General features: G+C 66.6%; 21 protein-coding genes. 14 read left to right on the forward strand and 7 right to left on the reverse strand.

All coding sequences use genetic code 11. From position 1 onward, the window contains the following. Positions 1–115 precede the first annotated feature (115 nt). On the forward strand, positions 116–1,675 hold the full coding sequence (locus tag R5O87_RS13085; RefSeq protein ID WP_410558038.1) for a PucR family transcriptional regulator: 1,560 nt from the start codon (positions 116–118) through the stop codon (positions 1,673–1,675). 171 nt (positions 1,676–1,846) lie between these two features. On the opposite strand, the gene R5O87_RS13090 is transcribed toward R5O87_RS13085, so the two are convergent. Next, positions 1,847–3,367, reverse strand: coding sequence for a CoA-acylating methylmalonate-semialdehyde dehydrogenase (locus tag R5O87_RS13090; RefSeq protein WP_410558037.1), 1,521 nt, complete (start codon positions 3,365–3,367; stop codon positions 1,847–1,849). A gap of 206 nt (positions 3,368–3,573) precedes the next feature. On the opposite strand from R5O87_RS13090, the gene R5O87_RS13095 reads away from it, so the two are divergent. From R5O87_RS13095 to R5O87_RS13155, 13 genes are all read left to right on the forward strand, one after another. Further along, a complete protein-coding gene (locus tag R5O87_RS13095) occupies positions 3,574–3,846 on the forward strand; it encodes a hypothetical protein (RefSeq protein ID WP_410558036.1) in 273 nt (90 codons plus the stop codon). Positions 3,847–4,020: 174 nt separating this feature from the next. After that, complete coding sequence (locus tag R5O87_RS13100; RefSeq protein WP_410558076.1) at positions 4,021–4,704, forward strand: GntR family transcriptional regulator; 684 nt, start codon at positions 4,021–4,023, stop codon at positions 4,702–4,704. Between the two features lie 15 nt (positions 4,705–4,719). Beyond that, positions 4,720–5,313: a short chain dehydrogenase gene (locus R5O87_RS13105; protein WP_410558035.1), complete on the forward strand. Its 594-nt coding sequence runs from the start codon at positions 4,720–4,722 to the stop codon at positions 5,311–5,313. Positions 5,314–5,789: 476 nt separating this feature from the next. Beyond that, complete coding sequence (locus tag R5O87_RS13110) at positions 5,790–6,638, forward strand: substrate-binding periplasmic protein (RefSeq protein WP_410558034.1); 849 nt, start codon at positions 5,790–5,792, stop codon at positions 6,636–6,638. A gap of 52 nt (positions 6,639–6,690) precedes the next feature. Next, positions 6,691–7,473, forward strand: a complete 783-nt coding sequence (locus R5O87_RS13115) for an amino acid ABC transporter permease (protein ID WP_410558033.1) — start codon at positions 6,691–6,693, stop codon at positions 7,471–7,473. After that, a complete protein-coding gene (locus tag R5O87_RS13120; protein ID WP_410558032.1) occupies positions 7,470–8,336 on the forward strand; it encodes an amino acid ABC transporter ATP-binding protein in 867 nt (288 codons plus the stop codon). The genes R5O87_RS13115 and R5O87_RS13120 overlap by 4 nt, the downstream gene beginning before the upstream one ends. Before the next feature lie 38 nt (positions 8,337–8,374). Beyond that, a complete protein-coding gene (locus R5O87_RS13125) occupies positions 8,375–9,640 on the forward strand; it encodes an NAD(P)/FAD-dependent oxidoreductase (protein ID WP_410558030.1) in 1,266 nt (421 codons plus the stop codon). A 44-nt stretch (positions 9,641–9,684) separates the two neighbouring features. Next, positions 9,685–10,602 carry a dihydrodipicolinate synthase family protein gene (locus R5O87_RS13130; RefSeq protein WP_410558029.1) on the forward strand — a complete coding sequence of 306 codons (918 nt, stop codon included), beginning with the start codon at positions 9,685–9,687 and terminating at the stop codon, positions 10,600–10,602. Next, positions 10,599–11,696 carry a proline racemase family protein gene (locus R5O87_RS13135; RefSeq protein WP_410558028.1) on the forward strand — a complete coding sequence of 366 codons (1,098 nt, stop codon included), beginning with the start codon at positions 10,599–10,601 and terminating at the stop codon, positions 11,694–11,696. Before R5O87_RS13130 ends, R5O87_RS13135 begins: the two co-directional genes overlap by 4 nt. A gap of 52 nt (positions 11,697–11,748) precedes the next feature. Next, positions 11,749–13,224 (forward strand): gamma-aminobutyraldehyde dehydrogenase, encoded by a 1,476-nt coding sequence (locus R5O87_RS13140; protein ID WP_410558027.1) that lies wholly within the window; start codon positions 11,749–11,751, stop codon positions 13,222–13,224. A 4-nt stretch (positions 13,225–13,228) separates the two neighbouring features. Next, the gene (locus R5O87_RS13145; protein WP_410558026.1) at positions 13,229–14,002 is read left to right on the forward strand and encodes an SDR family NAD(P)-dependent oxidoreductase; all 774 of its coding nucleotides are present in this window, start codon (positions 13,229–13,231) and stop codon (positions 14,000–14,002) included. Then, positions 13,999–14,745, forward strand: coding sequence for an SDR family NAD(P)-dependent oxidoreductase (locus R5O87_RS13150; protein ID WP_410558025.1), 747 nt, complete (start codon positions 13,999–14,001; stop codon positions 14,743–14,745). The genes R5O87_RS13145 and R5O87_RS13150 overlap by 4 nt, the downstream gene beginning before the upstream one ends. A 12-nt stretch (positions 14,746–14,757) precedes the next feature. Further along, entirely contained in the window at positions 14,758–15,009 is a 252-nt protein-coding gene (locus R5O87_RS13155) for a hypothetical protein (protein ID WP_410558024.1), read from the forward strand. Here the strand turns inward: R5O87_RS13155 and R5O87_RS13160 are convergent. The 6 genes from R5O87_RS13160 to tkt all read right to left on the reverse strand — a co-directional run bounded on the left by R5O87_RS13160 (position 15,006) and on the right by tkt (position 21,219). Next, positions 15,006–15,590, reverse strand: a complete 585-nt coding sequence (locus R5O87_RS13160; protein WP_410558023.1) for a ribose-5-phosphate isomerase — start codon at positions 15,588–15,590, stop codon at positions 15,006–15,008. The genes R5O87_RS13155 and R5O87_RS13160 overlap by 4 nt on opposite strands. 16 nt (positions 15,591–15,606) lie before the next feature. Next, entirely contained in the window at positions 15,607–16,626 is a 1,020-nt protein-coding gene (gene fbaA, locus R5O87_RS13165) for a class II fructose-bisphosphate aldolase (protein ID WP_410558022.1), read from the reverse strand. A gap of 1 nt (position 16,627) precedes the next feature. Then, positions 16,628–17,101, reverse strand: a complete 474-nt coding sequence (locus R5O87_RS13170) for a ribose-5-phosphate isomerase (RefSeq protein ID WP_410558020.1) — start codon at positions 17,099–17,101, stop codon at positions 16,628–16,630. Positions 17,102–17,111: 10 nt separating this feature from the next. Continuing rightward, the gene (gene rpe, locus R5O87_RS13175) at positions 17,112–17,831 is read right to left on the reverse strand and encodes a ribulose-phosphate 3-epimerase (RefSeq protein ID WP_410558019.1); all 720 of its coding nucleotides are present in this window, start codon (positions 17,829–17,831) and stop codon (positions 17,112–17,114) included. A gap of 93 nt (positions 17,832–17,924) precedes the next feature. Then, on the reverse strand, positions 17,925–19,046 hold the full coding sequence (tal, locus tag R5O87_RS13180; RefSeq protein WP_410558017.1) for a transaldolase: 1,122 nt from the start codon (positions 19,044–19,046) through the stop codon (positions 17,925–17,927). Positions 19,047–19,068: 22 nt separating this feature from the next. After that, on the reverse strand, positions 19,069–21,219 hold the full coding sequence (gene tkt, locus R5O87_RS13185) for a transketolase (protein ID WP_410558016.1): 2,151 nt from the start codon (positions 21,217–21,219) through the stop codon (positions 19,069–19,071). Positions 21,220–21,262: the final 43 nt, after the last annotated feature.

The raw sequence follows: 21,262 nt of genomic DNA on the forward strand, positions 1-21,262 counted from the left end.
CGGTGGATGGATTGGGGAGTTCCTTCATCATCCGGTCCACGCGCACTGCGACCCCATATACCTTTGTACAATCAGTCCAATCCCATTCGACGTTTTCACATCCTAGGGGTCCGGCATGCCGCCAAGCCTGAACGTCCTCCTCCGCAGCCGCGCGCTGAAGCTTCGCCTCGTGGCGCCCGAACCCGGCTCTGCCCAGCTCGACGAACCGGTTTCCTGGGTCCACAGCTCAGACCTCGCCGACCCCACGCCGTTCCTCGACGCCGGTCAGCTGCTGCTCACCGACGGGACCCAGTTTCCGCTGGACGTGCCCAACGGCTCCATCTACGAGGAGTACGTGGAGCGCCTCGTGGGGCACGGCATCGCGGGCCTGGGCTTCGCCACGCAGGTGATCCACGGGACGCTGCCGCCGGCGCTGGAGGAAGCCTGCCTGAACCACGGGCTGCCGCTGCTGGAGGTTCCCGACCGGACGCCGTTCATTGCGATCATCCGTATGGTGGCCGACTATCTGGCCAAGGAAGAGCATGCCCGGGCGGAATGGTCGCTGCAGGCGCAGCGCGCCATCTCCCGCGCCGCCCTCCGCCCGGACGGGCTGACCTCGATCCTCGGGGAGCTGGAACGCCAACTGCACAGCTGGGTGGCGCTCTATGACGCAGCAGGCAACTACGTCCGGATGCCCAGGAACCGTCCGGTTCCCTCTGACATCGCCGCCGAGGTCACGGCGAAGGTCCGCAAAGCCCTGGACCTGGGGACGCGTTCCGCCTCGCACCTGGACATCGGCGGCCAGTCGGTGACTCTGCAGACGCTTGGCCGGAAGGGCAGCCTCCGCGGCGCTCTGGCCCTGGGCGCCATCGAGCCCCTGGACCCGGCCAGGACGGACATCGTCAACAGCGTGATCGGCCTCGCCAGCCTGGCGCTTGAGCAGGCCCGCACCCTGGACACCGCCCGCCGTCATCTCCGCGCGGGTGTCTTCGAGCAGCTGCTGGCGGGCAGCACCGACGTCGCGGTCAGGACGGCCCGTCAGGTGTGGGGACAGCTGCCGCGGGAACCGTTGCTGGTCACCGCCTCGCGGCAGGAGAACCCGGCCCCGAACCTGCTCGAGGCGCTCGAACTGCTCGCCGACGACTACCGGGGCGCCGTGTTTTATGCGCTCCGCGGCGACCTTTTGGTGGTCCTGGCCGGCCGGCAGCACCAGGACAAGGTCCTGGAACTGCTGCAGCGCCACGGTGCCTGCGGCGTTTCTTCCGAAACGTCCATGGAGAGGCTCTCCGGCGCCCTTGAGGAAGCCAGCCGCGCACTGGGGCGCGCTGCGGAGTTGGGGAGGACCGCCGTCGAATTTTCCGAATTGTCCGACGGCGGGATGCTGGGTTTGCTGCGCGAGGAAAAGGCGGGACCCGTGGCACGCGGACTGTTGCAGCCTCTCATCGCGCACGACGCGGCCGAGCAGACGGAGCTGCTGGCCACGGTAAGGGAGTGGTTCGCGAACGACTGTGTGTGGGACAAGACAGCCCGGCGTCTCGGCGTCCACCGCCACACCCTGCGGAACCGGGTGGATGCCGCCGGCAGGATCCTCGGGCTGAACCTGGACGGCATGCGCGACCGGCTGGAGCTGTTCGCCGCGGTGCAGTTCCTCGAAGAGGCCCAAGTGCGGGAGCGTCCGCCGGAAACCGGTAATTAGTGATAGAGCGTCAGGGGAAATCGGTAATAAGTGATAGAGCGTCCGCCGGAAACCGGTATTAAGTGAAAGAGCGTTGGGACGGGGCGGCCCCCCCCACCAACGCTCTCTCAGATCCTGCGGGGTTTCCCCCAACGCTCTTTCACATCCTGCGGGGTTTCCCCCAACGCTCCATCAGTTCTGCGGGAAGCCGAGGTTGATGCCGCCGTGGCTGGGGTCGAGCCAGCGGGAGGTGATGGCCTTCTCGCGCGTGTAGAACTGGAAGCCCTGCAGGCCGTACGCCTTGGAGCTGCCGAAGATCGAGTCCTTGAAACCGCCGAAGGAGTAGTAGGCCACGGGGACCGGAATGGGCACGTTGATGCCGACCATGCCCACCTCGACCTCGTTCTGGAAGCGGCGGGCGGCTCCGCCGTCGTTCGTGAAAATGGCGGTGCCGTTGCCGAAGGCGCCGGAGTTGATCAGGTCCAGGCCCTCCTCGTAGCTGCGGACGCGGACCACGGCCAGCACGGGGCCGAAGATCTCTTCCGTGTAGACGCGGGAGGTGACCGGGACGTCGTCGATCAGGGTGGGGCCAAGCCAGAAGCCGTTCTCGTCGCCGTCAACGTTGATGCCGCGGCCGTCCACCACCACCTTGGCGCCGTCCTCGATGGCGACGTCGATGTAGGAGGCCACCTTGTCGCGGTGCTGCCTGGTGACCAGAGGGCCCATGTCGCAGTTGCGGCGGCCGTCGCCGATCCGCAGCGTGGACATGCGGGAGGTGATCTTTTCGATCAGGGCGTCGGCGACGGGTTCGACGGCGACCAGGACGCTGATGGCCATGCAGCGTTCGCCGGCGGAACCGAAGCCGGCGTTGATGGCGGCGTCGGCGGTCAGGTCGAGGTCGGCGTCGGGCAGGACCAGCATGTGGTTCTTGGCGCCGCCGAGGGCCTGGACACGCTTGCCGTTGCGGGCTGCGGTCTCGTAGATGTACTGGGCGATCGGGGTGGAGCCGACGAAGGAGATGGCCTTCACGTCCGGGTGCTCCAGGAGGCCGTCGACGGCTTCCTTGTCGCCGTGCAGGACGTTGAAGACGCCGTCCGGCAGCCCCGCCTCGGTGAACAGCTCGGCGAGCCAGTTAGCCGCCGACGGGTCCTTTTCGCTGGGCTTCAGGACCACGGCGTTGCCGGCGGCGATGGCGATCGGGAGGAACCACAGCGGTACCATCGCGGGGAAGTTGAACGGGCTGATGATGCCGACCACGCCAAGCGGCGACTTCGTGGAGTACACGTCCACGCCGCTGGAGACGTTCTCGGAGTGCTCGCCCTTGATCAGGTGCGGGAAGCCGGTGGCCAGTTCCACGACCTCCAGGCCGCGGGTGATTTCGCCCAGCGCGTCGGAGACCACTTTGCCGTGCTCGGCAGTGATGATTTGTGCCAGCTCGCCCTTGCGCTCGTTCAGCAGCTCGCGGAAGCGGAAGATGATCTGCTGGCGCTTGGTGATGGACAGGTCGCGCCAGGCCGGGAAGGCCTTTTGCGCGGAGGAGATGGCGGCCTCAATGTCGCCGGCGTTGGCAAGGGCCACGCGCTTGGTCTCGATGCCGCGGGCGGGGTCGAAGACCGGCGCGGTGCGATCACCCGAGGAGATGGCTTCTTCTCCGCCGATCCAGTGGGACAGTACGGGAAGTTCCTGGTTCTCTGAAACGCTGTTTTCTGACACGCTGCTTCTCGCTTTCAGGGTTGTTGGCAGGGGCGCCGGAGCGGCTTGCTAGCCACGGTAGTTGGGCCGCGAGGCGGCCAGCGCCCTACATTTGTCACGCCCCGGAGGTACGGATCGACATATGTATACGCCCGACGGCGGCCGGTGCGGTCCTACGGTGATGTCACCAGCCACCCCACCTGAGTGTCTTGTAAAGAGGAGCCTCCATGAAACGACGCCGTCCCGCCGCCGTCTCCATTGCCGCCACCGCCGCCGTCCCGAGCCGGGCTGCGGTCCGCACCGGCGAGCACTGCCCCCAGACAGGGTGGTGGTACCCGCTGGCGTCCGAGCCGGCCGCCTCCGGCTCAGCGCCCGGCCCGGACCCGGCACCCGGCCCGGCCCCGGCATCCGGTCCGGCCCCGCGGTTCGTGGGGCAGGGAAGCGTCATGCCGGCGGTCGCCGGCGCACCGTCGCTGTGGCTGCCGGGCCGGAACGGCTGACCACGCCCGCAAGGCCCCGCAGCGAAAACTCCCGCCGCCCCATTTACGCGCGCGCGCGTAGCCGGTAGGCTTTGTCAGACAATCTGCAAAGCAAGGCAGACCAGAAACTAGCAATTGGGGAAGCGCATGGCGGAAACGCACCTGTCACCCGAGCCGATATCCCTGCCTGTGAGAATGTCGCCCGTGGCCTCTGTTTCCCGCCGGGACGGCGTGGTCAACGAAATCCGCCGCGCGGTGGTGCTCGGCACCATCAAGCCCGGCGAAAAGCTGACGGAAGTCCAACTCTCCGAATGGCTCAACGTCAGCAGGCCCACGGTCCGCGAGGCACTGAACCAGATGGCGCAGGAGGGCCTCCTGGTGCAGGAACCCTACCGCGGGCTCCGCGTGGCCACGCTGGATACGACCGCCATCATGGACCTGGCGAACACCCGCATGGCCCTGGACATGCTCGCCGTCGCCGCGATCATTGAAGACGAGACCGGGCGCCGCATGCGCATGGTTGAGGAAAGCTGGGCCGAATACAGCCGCGTGGAGATGGACCCCGATCCTGTGGTGCGGCACGAAAGCCACGTGGCCTTCCACCGCAAGCTGTGGGCCGCCTCCGAGAACGCGCTGCTGCTGCGTCTTTGGCCGGTTACCGAAGCCCACGTCACCATCATCCTCGCCCAGGACCAGGCCACGCGCGCGGACCCCGTCCGCGCCCACCGCGTGCACGAGAAGCTGGTGAAGGCTATCCGAACCAAGGACCTCGAGGTCATCCGGAAGGCCTTCAAGGAACACACGATCGACAGCGCGAAGGAACTCATCGCGCTGCTGGACAAGCAACGTGCGGACGCACCCCAGTCGGATAAGAAGTAGAAGGAGCATCAGCCCATGAAGATTCTCATCGTTGGCGCGAACGGCCTGCTCGGATCCGCAGCGGTCGCAGCCCTCAAGGGACGGCACGAAGTTATCGAAGCATCCCGTTCGAGCGACATCAGCGTGGACCTGGCCGAACCCGACTCGATCCGGCGCATGTTCGATCAGGTGGGCACCGTGGATGCCGTTATCTCCTGCACGGGGTCGGTACCCTTCAAGCCGCTGGCTGAGCTCACGGACAAGGACTTCCGGTCCGGCTTTGAGGACAAGGTCCTCGGCCAGGTCAACCTGGTGCAGCTCGGCGCCGAGTACATTGCCGACGGCGGCTCCTTCACGCTGACCAGCGGTGTCCTCGCCCGCGAGCCCATCCTGACCGGCGCCGCGGCATCGCTGGCCAACGGCGCGCTCGAGTCGTTCGTGATGGCTGCCGCCGCCGAACTCCCCCGGGGCATCCGGATCAACGCCGTCAGCCCCACAGTCCTGGCCGAGGCTTCCGGCTATCACGAGTTCTTCCCCGGCTTCTCGCAGGTGCCCGCCGACGAGGTTGGCCGCGCCTACGTGAAGTCCGTCGAAGGTATCCAGACCGGCCAGGTCTTCGCCCTGGACTGAGCTGCCGCGGTCCAGCGCGAACGCACAGCTGAATCACCCGAACCCCCGCCCTGCCAGAAGGGTGGGGGTTTTGGTTCGTTGGGCGGATAGTCGGCATTGCCGATTTCTGCCAGCTCGGTGGCGTGGGTCCAGCCCAGGGGTAAGCGCCGTTGGAGGCCTGCTCATGGCTGTTGCCTGCACCCAGAGCAGCGCGGCGAGTGCCGCCGTCGTAATTCCTGCCGCAATATTTCCGCCTAACGCAAGGTCCGCGGAAAAAGTACTGGACGTGGCAGGGGTCACAACGCTACTGTTGAACCAGCAAGCAGATTGTTTGACAATAAAACAACCAAACCACGACGACGGCCCAATGCAAACGTCGTCCCTCACCTCCCCAACGGCAGCCCCCGGGCAGCCGGCCACAAATTTCCTTCGAGCTGCGGATGGCCCCTTGATGCCTCCCGGCCCGGTAACCCCATTCCCGTAAAGAGGGTTTAAAAATGACCAAAACAAGCAAGATCGTCCTTGCTGTCCTCGCCATCGCCGTTCTGTCCGCAGCCGCAGGCTTCTTCGGCAGCGGCTTCCGCGGCAACAGCGCGGCCGCTTCCACCGGCTCGGCGCAGGGCACGTTCATCGAGGAAATCAAGAAGCGCGGCGAACTCCGCGTCGGCGTTGCAATCGCTCCGCCCATGACTGTCCAGCAGGCCGACGGCACGCTGGGCGGCCCCAACCTCATTCCGCTGGAGGAACTGGCCAAGCAGCTCGGCGTGAAGCTGGTGCCGGTGGCCGCGGAATGGAAGAACATCGTGGCCGGCCTGCAGGCCAACCGCTACGACTTCGCAGCCAACCTGGACTACACCGTGGAGCGGTCACTGGCGATCTCCTTCACGAACCCCGTCTACGAGTACCCCGGCGTGTTCGTGGTGAAGGCCAACTCGCCGCACACCACCTCTGACCAGATCATCCAGAGCGGCGGCCAGATCGCCACCGCCCAGGGCGCAGCCCCGGAAGCGACGCTGAAGGGCCTCACGTCCAAGATCATGCCCATGGATTCCTACTCGAACGCCATCTCCGCCATCCAGGCCGGCCGTGCGGTCGCCGAATTCACGGACCTTCCCACCGCTGAATCCCAGGCCCAGGCAGACAAGACCCTGAAGATCGTCGTCCCGGACCCGGAGATCTACTCAGGCACCGCAGCCTATGGCGTACCCGCCACCGTCGACGCCCGTTCAATGCAAATTGTGAACATCGCCATCGAGCGCGCACAGAAGAGCGGCAAACTCGCCCAGGCCTACTCCAAGGTCAACTACTTCGAGGTGGACAACCTCGGCGACCTCCAGAAGAAGTGACCTGCCAGGAAATGATCTGGCAAGAAGTCACCCGGCAAGGAGCCAAGACATCATGAACTACAACTTCGACTGGGACGTGGTTGCCCGGGCAGTACCTGCAATGGTGCAGGGCCTCGGAATCACCGTCCAGATCACACTCATCACCATTGCCATCAGCATGGTCCTGGCAGTCCCCGTGGCCGTGGGACGCATGTCCAAGATCGAGGTCATCCGCTGGGCCGCCCAGGCCTACATCGAGGTCTTCCGCTGCACACCCCTGCTGGTCCAGCTGTTCTGGATCTTCTACGCGATGCCGGCGCTGACCGGGGTCACCCTTCCCGGCGAGGTCTCGGCAGTCATCGCACTGACGGCCAACCTCACGGCTTTCATGGCCGAGGCCTACCGCAGCGGATTCCAGTCCGTGCCCGTGGAACAGGTCGAGGCCGGGCGGATGCTCCAGCTGAGCCGCTTCCAGCAGCTTCGCTACATCATCGTCCCGCAGGCCCTGCGCCAGCAGCTTCCGGTGATCCTGTCCCTGAACATCTCGCTGTTCAAGGACACGGCACTCGTCTCCACCATCGCCGTCGCGGACCTGATGTTCATCTCCAACACCATCTCCTCGCAGACGTACCGGTCCCTGGAAGTCTTCACCCTGGCGGCCTTCGTCTACTTCGCGATCGCCTTCCCGGTATCCCTGGCAACGAGCGCCCTGGAACGCCGGATGCAGAACAGCTCCGGAATGGGTGCCCCGCCGTCCCGGAAACTCGTCTCCCGCATGATGCCCGGGTCCCGGACGACAGGCACGGGGACGCCGAGCTCACCGGCAAAAGACTCCCGGACGGCGGTGCCGGCATGAGCCATTCGGCATCCAGCACGCAGCTTTCCACCCGCCAGCAGAAGGACAATGATGGAAGCGAACGGAAGGGCACCCAGATGACAACTCTGGAGCAGATCGCGGGCCGCACCGGCAGCGGGCAGGTACTGGTGGAGGCCCGCGGCCTCCAGAAGAGCTTCGGTCCCCGGCAGATCCTCAAGAACGTCGACTTCCAGATGAACAAGGGCGACATCACCGTCATCATCGGCAAGTCCGGTTCCGGCAAATCCACCCTGCTGCGGGCCCTCGCCGGACTCACCGACCCCGATGAAGGCCAGATCATCGTCGACGGCCAGACCGTTTTCACCGAACAGCAGCGCACCAAGGAATGGGACAGCGTCCGCTCCGAAGTCGGCATGGTCTTCCAGACCTACACGCTCTGGCCGCACATGAACGTGCTGGACAACCTGGTCCTGGCACCCCGCAAGGTCCGCGGCGCCAGCGCCTCCGAATCCCGGGACCGCGCCGAATCGGCGCTGGCGGAAGTGGGCATGGCACACCACATCCTCAGCAAACCCACCCGGCTCTCCGGCGGTGAACGGCAGCGCGTCGCCATCGCCAGGGCCCTGATGATGAAGCCCAAGCTCCTGCTCTGCGACGAGATCACCTCCGCCCTTGACCCGCCCGTTGCGGCCGAGGTCCTGGACGTCCTGCGCCGCCTGAAGGAGGAGGACGGCATCGCGGTAGCCCTCGTGACCCATGACATGGCCTTCGCCTCCAAGGCGGCCGACCGCGTGGTGTTCTTCCACAACGGTGAAATCGCCGTCAACGCCACTCCGGAAGCCGCATTCGACAAGTGCGACAACGAAGACCTCAAGAAGTTCGTGGACGCCGTCCGTTTCTAGCCCAACCGGGTTAAAACGGGCCAAGAAAGGAAACTACAGTGCACACCGTTGTAATTGGCGGCGGCGTTATCGGCCTGACGCAGGCCTACCACCTCGCCCGCGAGGGCGAGATCGTTACCGTCATCGATGCCCGGGCCACGGGCCTGGGCGCGTCGAAGGTCAACGCAGGGTGGATTTGCCCGGCCGAATCGGCACCCGTCCCGGGGCCCGGCGTCGTCCTCAAATCCATGAAGTGGATGCTCCGCCCGGACAGCCCGCTCTACATCAGGCCCTCACTCCGGCCCGACTTCCTGAAGTTCATGTTCGGGATGTGGCGCAAGTCCAACGCCCGGGACCAGCGCGCCGGGTTTGAGGGTCATCTCCGCCTCGCCGCCGACACCCTCCAGATCTTTGACGATTACCGCGCTGACGGCATGGACTTCGAAATGCACACGGACGGACTGCTCATGGCGTTCATGGAGCAGGACAACTTCGACCACCACATCGACAACCTGGATCTGGCGTCGCAGTACGGGCGCGAACCACGGGTGCTGAACCGGGACGCCGTGCATGAGCACGAGCCACTGCTCACCGACGGAGTCCTTGGCGGCATCTACTTCCCGCAGGAACGGCACGTGGATCCGGGCGCAATGGCTGCCGCGCTGCACAAGCGGCTGGTGGCGATGGGCGTGAAGATCGTCGAGAACTCACCGATCGATGCGGTGGAGCGGAACGGGGATCGGGTCACCGCGGTGCATAGCGGCGGAAACCGCTACACCGGGGACAACTTCGTCCTGGCCGCCGGCGCCTGGAGCGGGAACCTGTCGAAGCAGTTCGGCGTGGTGCTGCCCGTGCGTCCGGGTAAGGGCTACAGCGTTGAGGTGCCCGCGCTGGGCCTGCGCAGCGCAGTGAACCTTTGGGACGCGAAGGTCGCGGTGACCCCGTTCAACGAACGCCTGCGCCTTGCCGGCACGATGGAGTTCGGCGGCCTGGACGAGAAGATCAACCAGGTCCGGGTCGACGCGATCCTGCGTGCCCCCGCGAAGTACTTCCGCAACTGGGAGCCGCCCGCCACGAAGCCGACGCCGATGGCCGGCATGCGGCCAATGACACCGGACGGCCTGCCGGTCATAGGCCACCTCGGGCATCTGCACAACACCTATGTTTCGACCGGCCACGGAATGATGGGCATCACCCTCGCGCCAGGCACCGCTGCCGCCCTGACGGACCTGATCGTGCACGGCCGCATGGCGCCCACCCTTCAGCCCTTCAGGGCCGACCGCTTCAGTGGCGTCCAACGCCGGCAGCCGGTCCCGGCCCTCTAAGACCTCCCCATTTTCCATAAACGTCCCGAAAGGACCCAGAAGACATGTCATCACGCACGAAGAAGGACCTCCGCGGCATCCTCGCCGCCGTCACCACCCCGTTCACCGAGGACGGCGCCGCGATCGACGAGGCAGCCCTGCAGCACCAGGTCGAGCGGCTGGTCACGGCCGGGATCCACGGCATCGTCCCCACCGGCACCACCGGCGAATTCACCACCCTCTCCGCGGACGAGTACCGCCGGGTGATCGAGCTTTACGTCAAGGGCGCCGACGGCCGCATCCCCGTCGTCGCCGGCATCGGCGCGCTCTCCACCCAGGCCGCGATCGACCTCGCCCAGCACGCCGAAACCGTCGGCGCCGACGCGATCATGCTCGTCCCGCCGTTCTACGACCCGCTGGACTTCACCACCCTGAAGGCCTTCCTCTCCGCCGTCGCCGGCTCAATCACCCTGCCGATCGTGTACTACAACGTCCCCGGCGCCACCGGCATCCGCCTGACCGCCTCCGAACTCGCCGAACTCGGCCAGATCGACGGGGTGGACTACATCAAGAACACCTCCGACGACGCCGTCGGCCTGGCCGAGCTCCTCGCCAACCACACCGGCAGCATCAAGGCGTTCAACGGCTGGGACACCCTGACGTTCTTCGGCATCGCCTCCGGCGCCGAAGCCTCCGTCTGGGGCACCGCGGGCGTCGTCCCCGAACTCGCCGTCGAATTCTGGGAGGCACTGGCCGAACAGAAGGACCTGGTCCGCGCCCGCGAACTGTGGAAGCACCTCTGGGCCATCAGCGACTTCCTCGAGTCCGTCAACTACGTCGCCGGGATCAAGGCAGGACTGGAACTCATCGGCCACCCCGTCGGCCCCGCCCGCCTGCCCATCCTGCCGCTGCCTGCCGAAGAGCGTGAGCGTTTCGCCGGCATCCTGCAGAACGCGGGCGTCCTCCCGGCAGTCGCAGCATGAGCACCCGCTCCACCACCGGCAGCACAACCTCTACCCACAGGCTCGCCCTGGACGCGATCGAGGTGCACGCGGAGGGCGAGCCCGGGCGGATCCTGACCTCCGCCGCCTCGCTGGTGCGGGGCGAGACGATGGTGGAGCGGCTGCAGTACTGCAAGGAACACCTGGACTGGCTGCGCCGGCTCATGCTCCATGAGCCGCGCGGCTACCCGGGCCTGTGCTCTGTGATCATCCTGCCCCCGGTGAACGAGGGCTCGGATTTCGGCATCGTTGTCCTGGAACAGGGCGGCTTCACCCCGATGTCCGGGTCCAACACGATCTGCGCCGTCACCGCGGTCCTGGAGGCCGGCATCGTCCCGGCCCGCGGCCCCGAAACGACAGTCACGATCGACACCGCGGTCGGGACGGTGCAGGCGGTCGCCAAGGTCCATGAGGGCAAAGTCCTGTCGGTGACCGTCGTGAACGTCCCGGCGTTCGTCGTCGAACTCGACTTCCCGCTCCAGGTTCCGGAACTGGGCACGGTGCCGGTCGACGTCGTGTTCGGCGGACAGTTCTTCGCCCAGGCCCGCGTTGCCGACGTCGGGTTGGAGCTGCACCCGGACAACGGCAAGGACCTCGCCCGCGCCGGCGCCCTGATCAAGATGGCCGCCCTGGAACAGATCCATGTCAGCCATCCGGAGAACCCGCTGATTTCCGGGGTGAACCTGGTCATGCTCCACACCGGCGACCGGGTCCCGGGCCGGCAGGACCGCAACACCGTGGTCCTCTCCAACGGCAAACTCGTCCCCTCCGACCCCTCCACCTGGACCGGGGCGCTGGACCGCTCCCCCTGCGGCACCGGCACCAGTGCCCGGATGGCCGCGCTGCACGCCCGCGGCCAACTCGAGATCGGGGAGGACTTCTCGCACCACAGCATCATCGGCAGCGAATTCATCGGCCGCCTCACAGGCACGACGACGGTCGGCGGCCGGGACGCGGCCCTTCCCACCGTCACGGGGCGGGGTTGGGTCACCGGACACAGCCAATGGATCCTGGACCCCACCGACCCCTTCCCCGCCGGCTACACCGTCGGCGACATCTGGGCCCCCGGCGCCTAAAGCACGCCGCGCCAACCACACATTCTTTCCAAACGACTTGAAAGCAGGAGTTGTGAGCCAGTTCATTAACGGCAAGACCCTCGAAGGCAGCACCGGGGAGACCGTGGACGTCATCGACCCGTCCAATGGCACCGTGATCGCCACCCTCAGCGTTGCCGGCAGCGACGAGGTCAAACAGGCCGTCCAGGCCGCCCGGGACGCCTTCCCCGCCTGGTCCACCAAAACCCCGGCCGAACGCTCCGCCATCCTCACCAAATTCGCCGCCCTGATGGAAGAGCGCGCCGAAGAATTCGCACAGCTCGAATCCCGCCAGGCCGGCAAACCCATCCGCCTGACCCGCGAATTCGACGTCCCGGGCACCATCGACAACATCGCCTTCTTCGCCGGCGCCGCCCGCAACCTCGAAGGCAAAGCCACCGGCGAATACTCCGCCGACCACACCTCCTCCATCCGCCGCGAAGCGATCGGCGTGATCGGCTCCATCTCGCCCTGGAACTACCCCCTCCAGATGGCCGCGTGGAAGATCCTGCCCGCCATCGCCGCCGGAAACACCATCGTCCTCAAACCCGCCGAAATCACCCCGCTGACCACCCTCCTCTTCGCCCAAACCGCCACCGAGGCCGGCGTCCCGGACGGCGTCATCAACGTCCTCACCGGCCGCGGCTCCACCGTCGGCGCCGAACTCCTCCGCCACCCCGACGTCGACATGCTCTCCTTCACCGGCTCCACGACCGTCGGCCGCACCGTCCTGGACGCCGCCGCCACCACCGCCAAACGCGTCCACCTCGAACTCGGCGGCAAAGCACCCTTCGTCGTGTTCGACGACGCCGACCTGGACGCCGCGATCCACGGCGCCGTCGCCGCCTCCCTGATCAACACCGGCCAGGACTGCACCGCCGCCACCCGCGCCATCGTCCACCGCTCCCTCTACGAGCAGTTCATCGAAGGCGTCGCGGCGCTGTATGCCAAGGTCAAACTCGGCCCCACCACCGATCCCGCCACGGACCTCGGCCCGCTCGTCTCCCGCAGGCACCAGGAAACCGTCGCCGGCATGGTCGACCGGGCGCGCAGCTACGCCCGCGTCATCGGCGGCGGCATCCCCGACGGCGACCTGGCCAACGGCTCCTACTACCGCCCCACCCTCATCGCCGACGCCACCCCCGACTCGGAGATCTTCCGCGACGAAGTCTTCGGCCCCGTCCTCGCCGTCACCCCCTTCGACACCGACGACGAAGCCATCACCCTCGCCAACGACACCCCCTACGGCCTGGCCGCCTCAGCATGGACCAAGGACGTCTACCGCGCCCTGCGCGCCACCCGCGAAATCCGCGCCGGAGCCGTCTGGGTCAACGACCACATCCCGATCATCAGCGAAATGCCCCACGGCGGCCTCAAGCAGTCCGGCTTCGGCAAAGACATGTCCACCTACTCCTTCGACGAATACACCGTCGTCAAACACGTCATGTTCGACCTCACCGGAGAACAGGCCAAACCCTGGCACCGCACCATCTTCTCGCTGGAGGGCTGAAGGAATGACGACGACGGGACTCGCCGGCCGCTTCAGCGGCAAGACGGCGCTGGTCACCGGTGCCGGCGGCGGCATCGGCTCGGCCATCGGCCGGCGCCTCGCCACCGAGGGCGCCCACGTGTTCATCTGCGACGTCAACGAGGCAGCGGCCAAGGAAATCGCCGACACCCTGGTTGGTGAAGGCCTTTCCGCCGAGCCGCTGGTCTTCGACCTCCTGGACCCGGAGGTCTCGCAGGCCGCGGTCCAGCGCATCATCGACGCGCGGGGCCGGCTCGACGTCCTGGTCAACAACGCCGGCGTCAACCGGCGCGGTGACCTGCTCTCGCTGAGCGAAAACGACTGGGACCTGTCCTTCGCCGTCAACGTCGATTCTCTTTTCCACCTCTGCCGGGCTGTCCTCCCGTACATGATCGAGGCCGGCGGCGGCGCCATCGTGAACACCGCATCCCAGTGGGGCCTCTACCCCGCTCCGGGCCACCTGGCGTACAACGTGTCCAAGGCCGCCGTCGTCGCGTTCACCAAAAACCTGGCCCGCGACTACGCCCCGGACAACATCCGGGTCAACGCCGTAGCACCGGGTGAGATCCACACCCCGATGCTCGAATCCGGGCTGGCACGCAGTGGCCGCACCGTGGCCGACCTCGACGCGCTCGTGCCGCTCGGGCGCATCGGCAAGCCCGAGGAAGTTGCCGCGCTTGTGGCGTTCCTCGCCTCGGACGAGGCGCCGTATATCTGCGGCTCCGTCGTCGAAATCACCGGCGCGCAGGCAGTCGCATGAGCGGCATGCTGGATGGCCGCACCGTCCTGGTCACCGGCGCCTCGCGCGGCATCGGCCGCGCGACGGCGGTGGCATTCCACCGCGAAGGCGCCCACGTGGTGCTGCATTACGGCAACGACAAGGACTCAGCGCAAGCCACAGCGGACCGGCTCGGCGAGCGCGTGAAGCTGGTCCAGGGGGACCTTCGGGACCCGGCCGAGCGCAAGCGGGTCTGGACCGAAGCGGCGGACTGGCGGGCCGGCGTCGACGTTTTGGTCAACAACGCCGGTGCCTGGCTGGCGTCGGACATCGGTGACGACGCCGCGTGGCAGCAGGGCTGGCAGGCCAACCATGAGCTGAACCTGCTCGCCCCTGCCGATCTCTGCCGGGAAGCCATCCTGGGGTTCCGGGAACGGGGCGGCGGGATCATCGTCAACGTCACCAGCCGCTCGGCGCACCGGGGGGACGACGCCGAGCACCTCGCCTACGGTGCGGCGAAGGGCGGGCTGCTCGCCCTCACAAAGGGCATCGCCCGCGGCTATGCGAAGGACAATATCCTCGCCTACGCTGTCGCGCCGGGCTGGGTGGCCACCGACATCTCCGCGCACATCTCCCCCGACGACCCCATGCTCAGCGCCCTGCCGCTCGGTGAGGTCACACCGCCGGAGGACGTGGCCGAAGTCATCACATTCCTGGCCTCGGGCCGCTCCCGGCACACCACCGGAGCCACCATCGACATCACCGGCGCGGACTACGTCCGGTAGGAAAGGAAAGCCATGAGCTTCAGCCGCATGCTCAACGTCCGGCGCATTGACGACTGGGGGCTGCTCCGCGGCGCCAGCGTGGAGATTCGCGCACACGGCGTCGCCGTTTGCAGCGGGATGGTCGACGACGTGACGGACGACGGCGGGATCCTCTGGATCCGCTCAGCGATAGAAGGACGCCGCCTTTTCGAGAAGGCGGCGTCCTACGAAGCCTGGGCCGTTGAGGAACGGCTGGGGTTTCACTACCGGGTATCAGCCGGCTAAACGGGTTGCGGGACTCCCACGTTGCGCTCCATGCGTGCCAGCGCGTCCTTCCGGCTGATCTCGCATGCCAGCGGGGTGAGGCAGGTTTCGTAGTCCGCGATCTGCGCAATGCGGCGCTTGTGCCGGGAGTCCTGGGTGAAAGGCTCCTGCAGGAAGAGGACCGCGAGCCGGCGGCATTCCTCCGGGGTGTGCTCGCGGGCGCCGAGGGCGATGACGTTCGCGTCGTTGTGCTGCCGGGCCAGGCGGGCGGTTGACTCGTTCCAGACCAAAGCCGCGCGGATGCCCCTGACCTTGTTCGCCGCGATCTGCTCGCCGTTGCCGGAGCCGCCGATGACGATTCCGAGGCTTGGCCTGTTGTGGCTGATGTCGTGGGCGACGCCCTCGGCGGCACTGATGCAGAAAGCCGGGTAGTCGTCCTGGGCGTCGTACTCGGTGGGGCCGTGGTCCACGACGTCGAACCCGAGACTTGCCAGTTCATGCTGCAGCGTGCGGCTCAATTCCAGGCCTGCGTGATCGGTACCGATGTGGACACGGTAAACAGCGCCGGCTTCGGGCCCGTTGTTTGCTGATGTGTTATTCATGTGATCACTTTCAGGGTTAGAAGGTTTGGCCTGCGGAGCCGAGCTGCTGGGTTGCCTCGACGACGCGGGCGGCGAGGCCGGCTTCGGCGGAGGCGCCCCAGACGCGGGGGTCGTAGGTCTTCTTGTTGCCCACCTCGCCGTCGACCTTCAGGACGCCGTCGTAGTTGCGGAACATGTGGTCCGCCACCGGACGCGTGTACGCATACTGCGTGTCCGTGTCGATGTTCATCTTGATGGTGCCGTACGAGACAGCGTCCGCGATCTCCTGGTCAGATGACCCCGACCCGCCGTGGAACACCAGGTCAAACGGGTTCTCCTTGCCGATCTTCGCACCCACCTGGGCCTGGATGTCCTTCAGGATCTCCGGACGCAGCTTCACCCCGCCCGGCTTGTACACACCGTGCACGTTCCCGAACGTCAAAGCGGTGATGTACCGGCCGTTCTCCCCCGCACCCAGGGCATCGATCGTGGCCAGCGCGTCTTCCACCGTGGTGTAGAGCTTCTCGTTGATCTCGTGCTCCACACCGTCCTCCTCGCCGCCGACCGTGCCGATCTCGACCTCGAGGATGATCTTCGCCGCGGCCGTGCGGGCCAGCAGCTCACGGGCGATCCGCAGGTTCTCCTGCAGCGTCTCGGCCGAACCGTCCCACATGTGCGAGTTGAACAGCGGGTTCCGGCCAGCCTTGACCTCCGCCTCCGACGCCGCCAGCAGCGGCAGCACAAACCCGTCCAGCTTGTCCTTCGGGCAGTGGTCCGTGTGCAGCGCGATGTTCACGTTGTAGTTCTTCGCCACCTCACGCGCGAACGCCGCGAAACCAAGCGACCCGGCCACCATGTCCTTCGTCGACGCACCGGACCAGTACGCGGCACCGCCGGTGGAAACCTGCACAATGCCGTCAGACTCGGCCTCCGCGAAACCACGCAACGCAGCATTCAGGGTCTGCGAAGACGTGACGTTGACCGCCGGAAACGCGAAGCCGCCCTTCTTGGCACGGTCGATCATGTCGGCATAAATCTCTGGGGTTGCAATTGGCATGTTATTCGACAACCTCGCCGGTGGACTCAAAGGTGGCGATCTTGCCGATGCGGCGTTCGTGGCGTTCGGCGTTGGTGAACGGTTCGGCCAGGAACGCCTTGATCAGTTCGGTGGCCTCCTCGACGCTGTGCTGGCGTCCGCCGACTGCGACAACGTTGGCATTGTTGTGCTGACGGGCCAGTTTGGCCGTGTCCAGGTTCCAGGCCAGTGCTGCCCGCACGCCCTTGACCTTGTTCGCCGAGATCTGCTCGCCGTTGCCTGAGCCGCCCAGCACGATCCCCAGGGCGTCCACGCCCGCGGCCTGGTCGGCGACGACGGCGGCCGCGGCGTTGATGCAGAATGCGGGGTAGTCATCCTCGGCGTCGTAGGCGGCAGGACCGTGGTCCACCATCTCGTAGCCGCTGGCTGACAGGGCCGTGATGAGGTGGGAGCTCAGCTCCATGCCGGCGTGGTCGGTTGCGATATGAACGCGCATGAGTGGTCCTTTAGGCTTGCTGGAATACGACGTTGTTGGGGCTCGATGCTGCCGGGCCGAAGGCGAGCTGGCCCTTTGCCCGCAGCGACTCGATGGCGTCCTCGGGAGACGGCTTGCCGTACACGGCCGATCCGGCCACGAAGACGTTGGCGCCGGCCTCTGCGGCGCGGACGATGGTTTCTTCGGTGATGCCGCCGTCAACCTGGATGGCCACGTTCACCCCGGCCCCCTCGACCGCGGCGCGGGCGCGGCGGATCTTGGGCAGCACGACGTCCAGGAATGCCTGGCCGCCGAAGCCCGGCTCGACCGTCATGAGCAACAGCATGTCCAGTTCGGTGAGCATGTCCAGGTACGGTTCCACCGGCGTGGCCGGGCGCAGTGCCATGCCTGCCTTGGAGCCGCGTGCGCGAAGTTCGCGGGCCAGTTTGATGGGGGCGTCGGACGCCTCGACGTGGAACGTCACGGAGGCGAGGCCGGCGTCGGCGAAATGGGGCGCCCAGCGGTCGGCATTGGAAATCATGAGGTGCGCGTCAAGCGGCACGGGGCTGACCTTTTGGATCCGTTCCACAACCGGCAGGCCGATGGTCAGGTTCGGCACGAAGTGGTTGTCCATGACATCCACGTGCACGGCGTCGGCGTTGCTGATGCGGGCCAGCTCGGCTTCGAGGTTGACGAAGTCGGCCGAGAGGATGCTGGGGTTGATGCAGCAATTCAGGGGTGAAACGGACATGATATCTGCCTTTCAGTGATCTGGGTGAGAGCTGCGTGGGGACCCCCAAAGGGGTCCCCACGCAGTCACGACGGATGGCGGATAGCCGGGCGGCTAGGACGCCTTCCGTGCAGTAGTGAGGGCGTTGTTGACGTCGGCCAGCAGCTCGTTCCAGCTGGCCACGAACTTGTCCAGGCCTTCGGATTCCAGCAGGGCGACGACGTTGTTGTAGGAGACGCCGAGGTGCTCGAGGGCAGTGAGGACCCTGTTCGCCTCCCCGTACGTGCCCGTGATGGTGTCACCCTTGACCACACCGTGGTCAAAGGTGGCGTCCAGGGTCTTCTCCGGCATGGTGTTGACGATGCCGGCAGCGACGAGCTCGGTGACGTACAGGGTGTCCGGGTAGGCCGGGTCCTTTACGCCGGTCGAGGCCCAGAGCGGACGCTGCGGACGGGCGCCGGCTTCGGCCAGGACCGCCCAGCGTTCGGTGGAGAAGAGCTCCTCGTAGACCTGGTAGGCGAGGCGGGCGTTGGCAACGCCGGCCTTGCCCTTGAGGGCCTTGGCTGCGTCGGTGCCGATCGCATCCAGGCGCTTGTCGATCTCGCTGTCCACGCGGGAGACGAAGAACGAGGCCACCGAGTGGATCTTGGACAGGTCATGGCCGTTGTCCCTGGCCAGCTTGAGGCCGGCCTGGAAGGCGTTGATGACTGCCCGGTAGCGCTCCAGCGAGAAGATCAGGGTCACGTTGACGCTGATGCCTTCGGCCAGGACCGCGGTGATGGCTGCGAGGCCTTCGAGCGTGGCGGGGATCTTGATCAGGACGTTGTCCTTGTCGACCTTCTTGAACAGGTTCTTGGCTTCGGCGATCGTGCCTTCGGTGTCCCAGGCCAGGCGGGGATCAACTTCGATGGAGACGCGGCCGTCGACGCCGTTCGTGGCGGCGGCGATCGGGGCGAAGAGGTCGCAGGCGTCGGCGACGTCCGTCGTCGTGATCTCGAAGATCGTCTCCTCGACGCCCGCGCCCTGCGCCGCAAGTTCGGCGATCTTGGCGTCGTAGTCCGTGCCGGAGGTGATCGCGGCCTGGAAGATGGACGGGTTGGTGGTCACGCCGACGACGTTCTTCTGGTCGATGAGCTTCTGCAGGCTGCCGCTGTCGAGACGCTCGCGGGAGAGGTCGTCCAGCCAGATGGACAGACCTGCTTCAGAAAGCTGTGCGGTGGGTGTTGCGTTGGTCATGGCTTGTTTCTTCCTTCAAGAGTTAGTTGGCTGCGGCGGCGAGGGAGTCCTTGGCGGCGGCCGCTACTGCTTCTGCGGTGATGCCGAATTCCTGGAACAGGCGCTTGTAGTCGGCGGATGCGCCGTAGTGCTCGAGGCTGACGGAGCGGCCGGCGTCGCCGACGAATTCCTTCCAGCCCAGGGCAAGTCCGGCTTCGACGGACACACGGGCCTTGACCGCTGCGGGCAGGACTGCCTCGCGGTAGGCGGCGTCCTGCTGGTTGAACCACTCAACGCACGGCATGGAGACCACGCGGGCGGCGATGCCTTCGGCCTGGAGTGCTTCGCGGGCCTGGACAGCCAGCTGGACCTCGGAGCCGGTGGCGATCAGGATGACCTGCGGGTTTACCGTCTGGCCTCCCTTGGATGCCTCGGCCAGAACGTAGCCGCCCTTGGCCACACCTGCCGGGGAGGCGAAGGTGTCACCCTGGGCAGCGCCCTCGCCGCGGGCGAAGGTCGGGACGTTCTGGCGGGTCAGGACGATGCCGGCCGGGTTCTCGTGGTTCTGCAGGATGGTCTTCCACGCGACGCCAACCTCGTTGGCGTCGGCCGGGCGGACGACGTCCAGGCCGACGATCGCACGCAGGGTGGCGAGCTGTTCCACCGGCTGGTGGGTGGGGCCGTCTTCGCCCAGTCCGATGGAGTCGTGCGACCACACATAGATGGACGGGACGCCCATCAGCGCGCCGAGGCGGATGGCCGGCTTCTGGTAGTCGCTGAAGATCAGGAACGTGCCGGAGAACGCGCGGGTCTTGCCGTGCAGGCTGATGCCGTTCACGATCGACGCGGCGGCGTGCTCACGGATACCGAAGTGCAGGACGCGGCCGTACGGGTTGCCCTTCCACGCTTCAGTGGAGCGCGAGGCCGGGATGAACGACGGCGAGCCCTCGATGGTGGTGTTGTTGGACTCGGCGAGGTCTGCCGAGCCGCCCCAGAGTTCCGGCATGACCGGGCCGATGGCGTTCAGGACCTTGCCGGAGGCGGCGCGGGTGGAAACGTCCTTGCCGGCTTCGAAGACCGGCAGCGCGGCGTCGAGTCCGGCGGGAAGCTGACGGGCTTCGACGCGCTCCAGCAGGGCGGCGGCTTCCGGGTTGGCGGACTGCCACGCGGAGAAGGACTCTTCCCATTCCTGGCGGGCAGCCGCGCCGCGGTCCACCACACGCCGGGCGTGGGCCAGCACGTCGGCGTCCACTTCGAAGGACTTGGCGGGGTCGAAGCCCAGCACTTCCTTCAGGGCTGCGACCTCGTCCGCGCCAAGGGCCGAACCGTGGATCTTGCCGGTGTTCTGCTTCTTGGGGGCCGGGTAGCCGATGATGGTGCGCAGCGAGATGATGGACGGCTTGGAGGTTTCGGCCTTCGCAGCCAGGAGTGCGGAGTAGAGCTCCTGGACGTCCTCGACGTACTCGCCCGACTCGGTCCAGTCCACACGCTGGGTGTGCCAGCCGTAGGCTTCGTAGCGCTTCAGGACGTCCTCGGTGAAGGCGATGTCGGTGTCGTCCTCGATGGAGATGTGGTTCTCGTCGTAGATGACAACCAGGTTGCCGAGTTCCTGGTGGCCGGCGAGGGAGGAAGCCTCGGAGGTCACGCCTTCCTGGATGTCGCCGTCGGAAGCGATGACCCAGATGGTGTGGTCGAACGGGCTGGTGCCGGCGGGAGCATCGGCGTCGAACAGGCCGCGCTGGCGCCGCTGGGAGTACGCGAAGCCCACCGAGGAGGCAAGGCCCTGGCCCAGCGGGCCGGTGGTGATTTCCACGCCCGGGGTGTGCTTGTATTCCGGGTGGCCGGGGGTCAGCGCACCCCACGTGCGGAGGGCTTCCAGGTCCTTCAGTTCCAGGCCGTAGCCGGAGAAGAACAGCTGGCTGTACAGCGTCAGCGAGGAGTGCCCCGGTGACAGGATGAACCGGTCACGGCCGATCCACTCCGGGTCGCGCGGGTCGTGGCGCATCAGCTTCTGGAACAGAAGGTACGCTGCGGGCGCGAGGCTCATCGCGGTGCCGGGGTGGCCGTTGCCGACCTTCTCGACGGCGTCGGCGGCCAAAACCCGGAGGGTGTCCACCGCACGCTGGTCCTCGGACGTCCAGTCAAGTGTGGTGGTGTTGTCTGCGATACGCGTCGCGGTTGCTGTCGGATTCACAATTAATCCCCTTTGATTCGGTCGTCGGCCTGCGGCGGCCGTA

Source organism: Arthrobacter globiformis, from assembly GCF_046536215.2.
In the GTDB taxonomy this organism is placed as follows: domain Bacteria; phylum Actinomycetota; class Actinomycetes; order Actinomycetales; family Micrococcaceae; genus Arthrobacter; species Arthrobacter globiformis_E.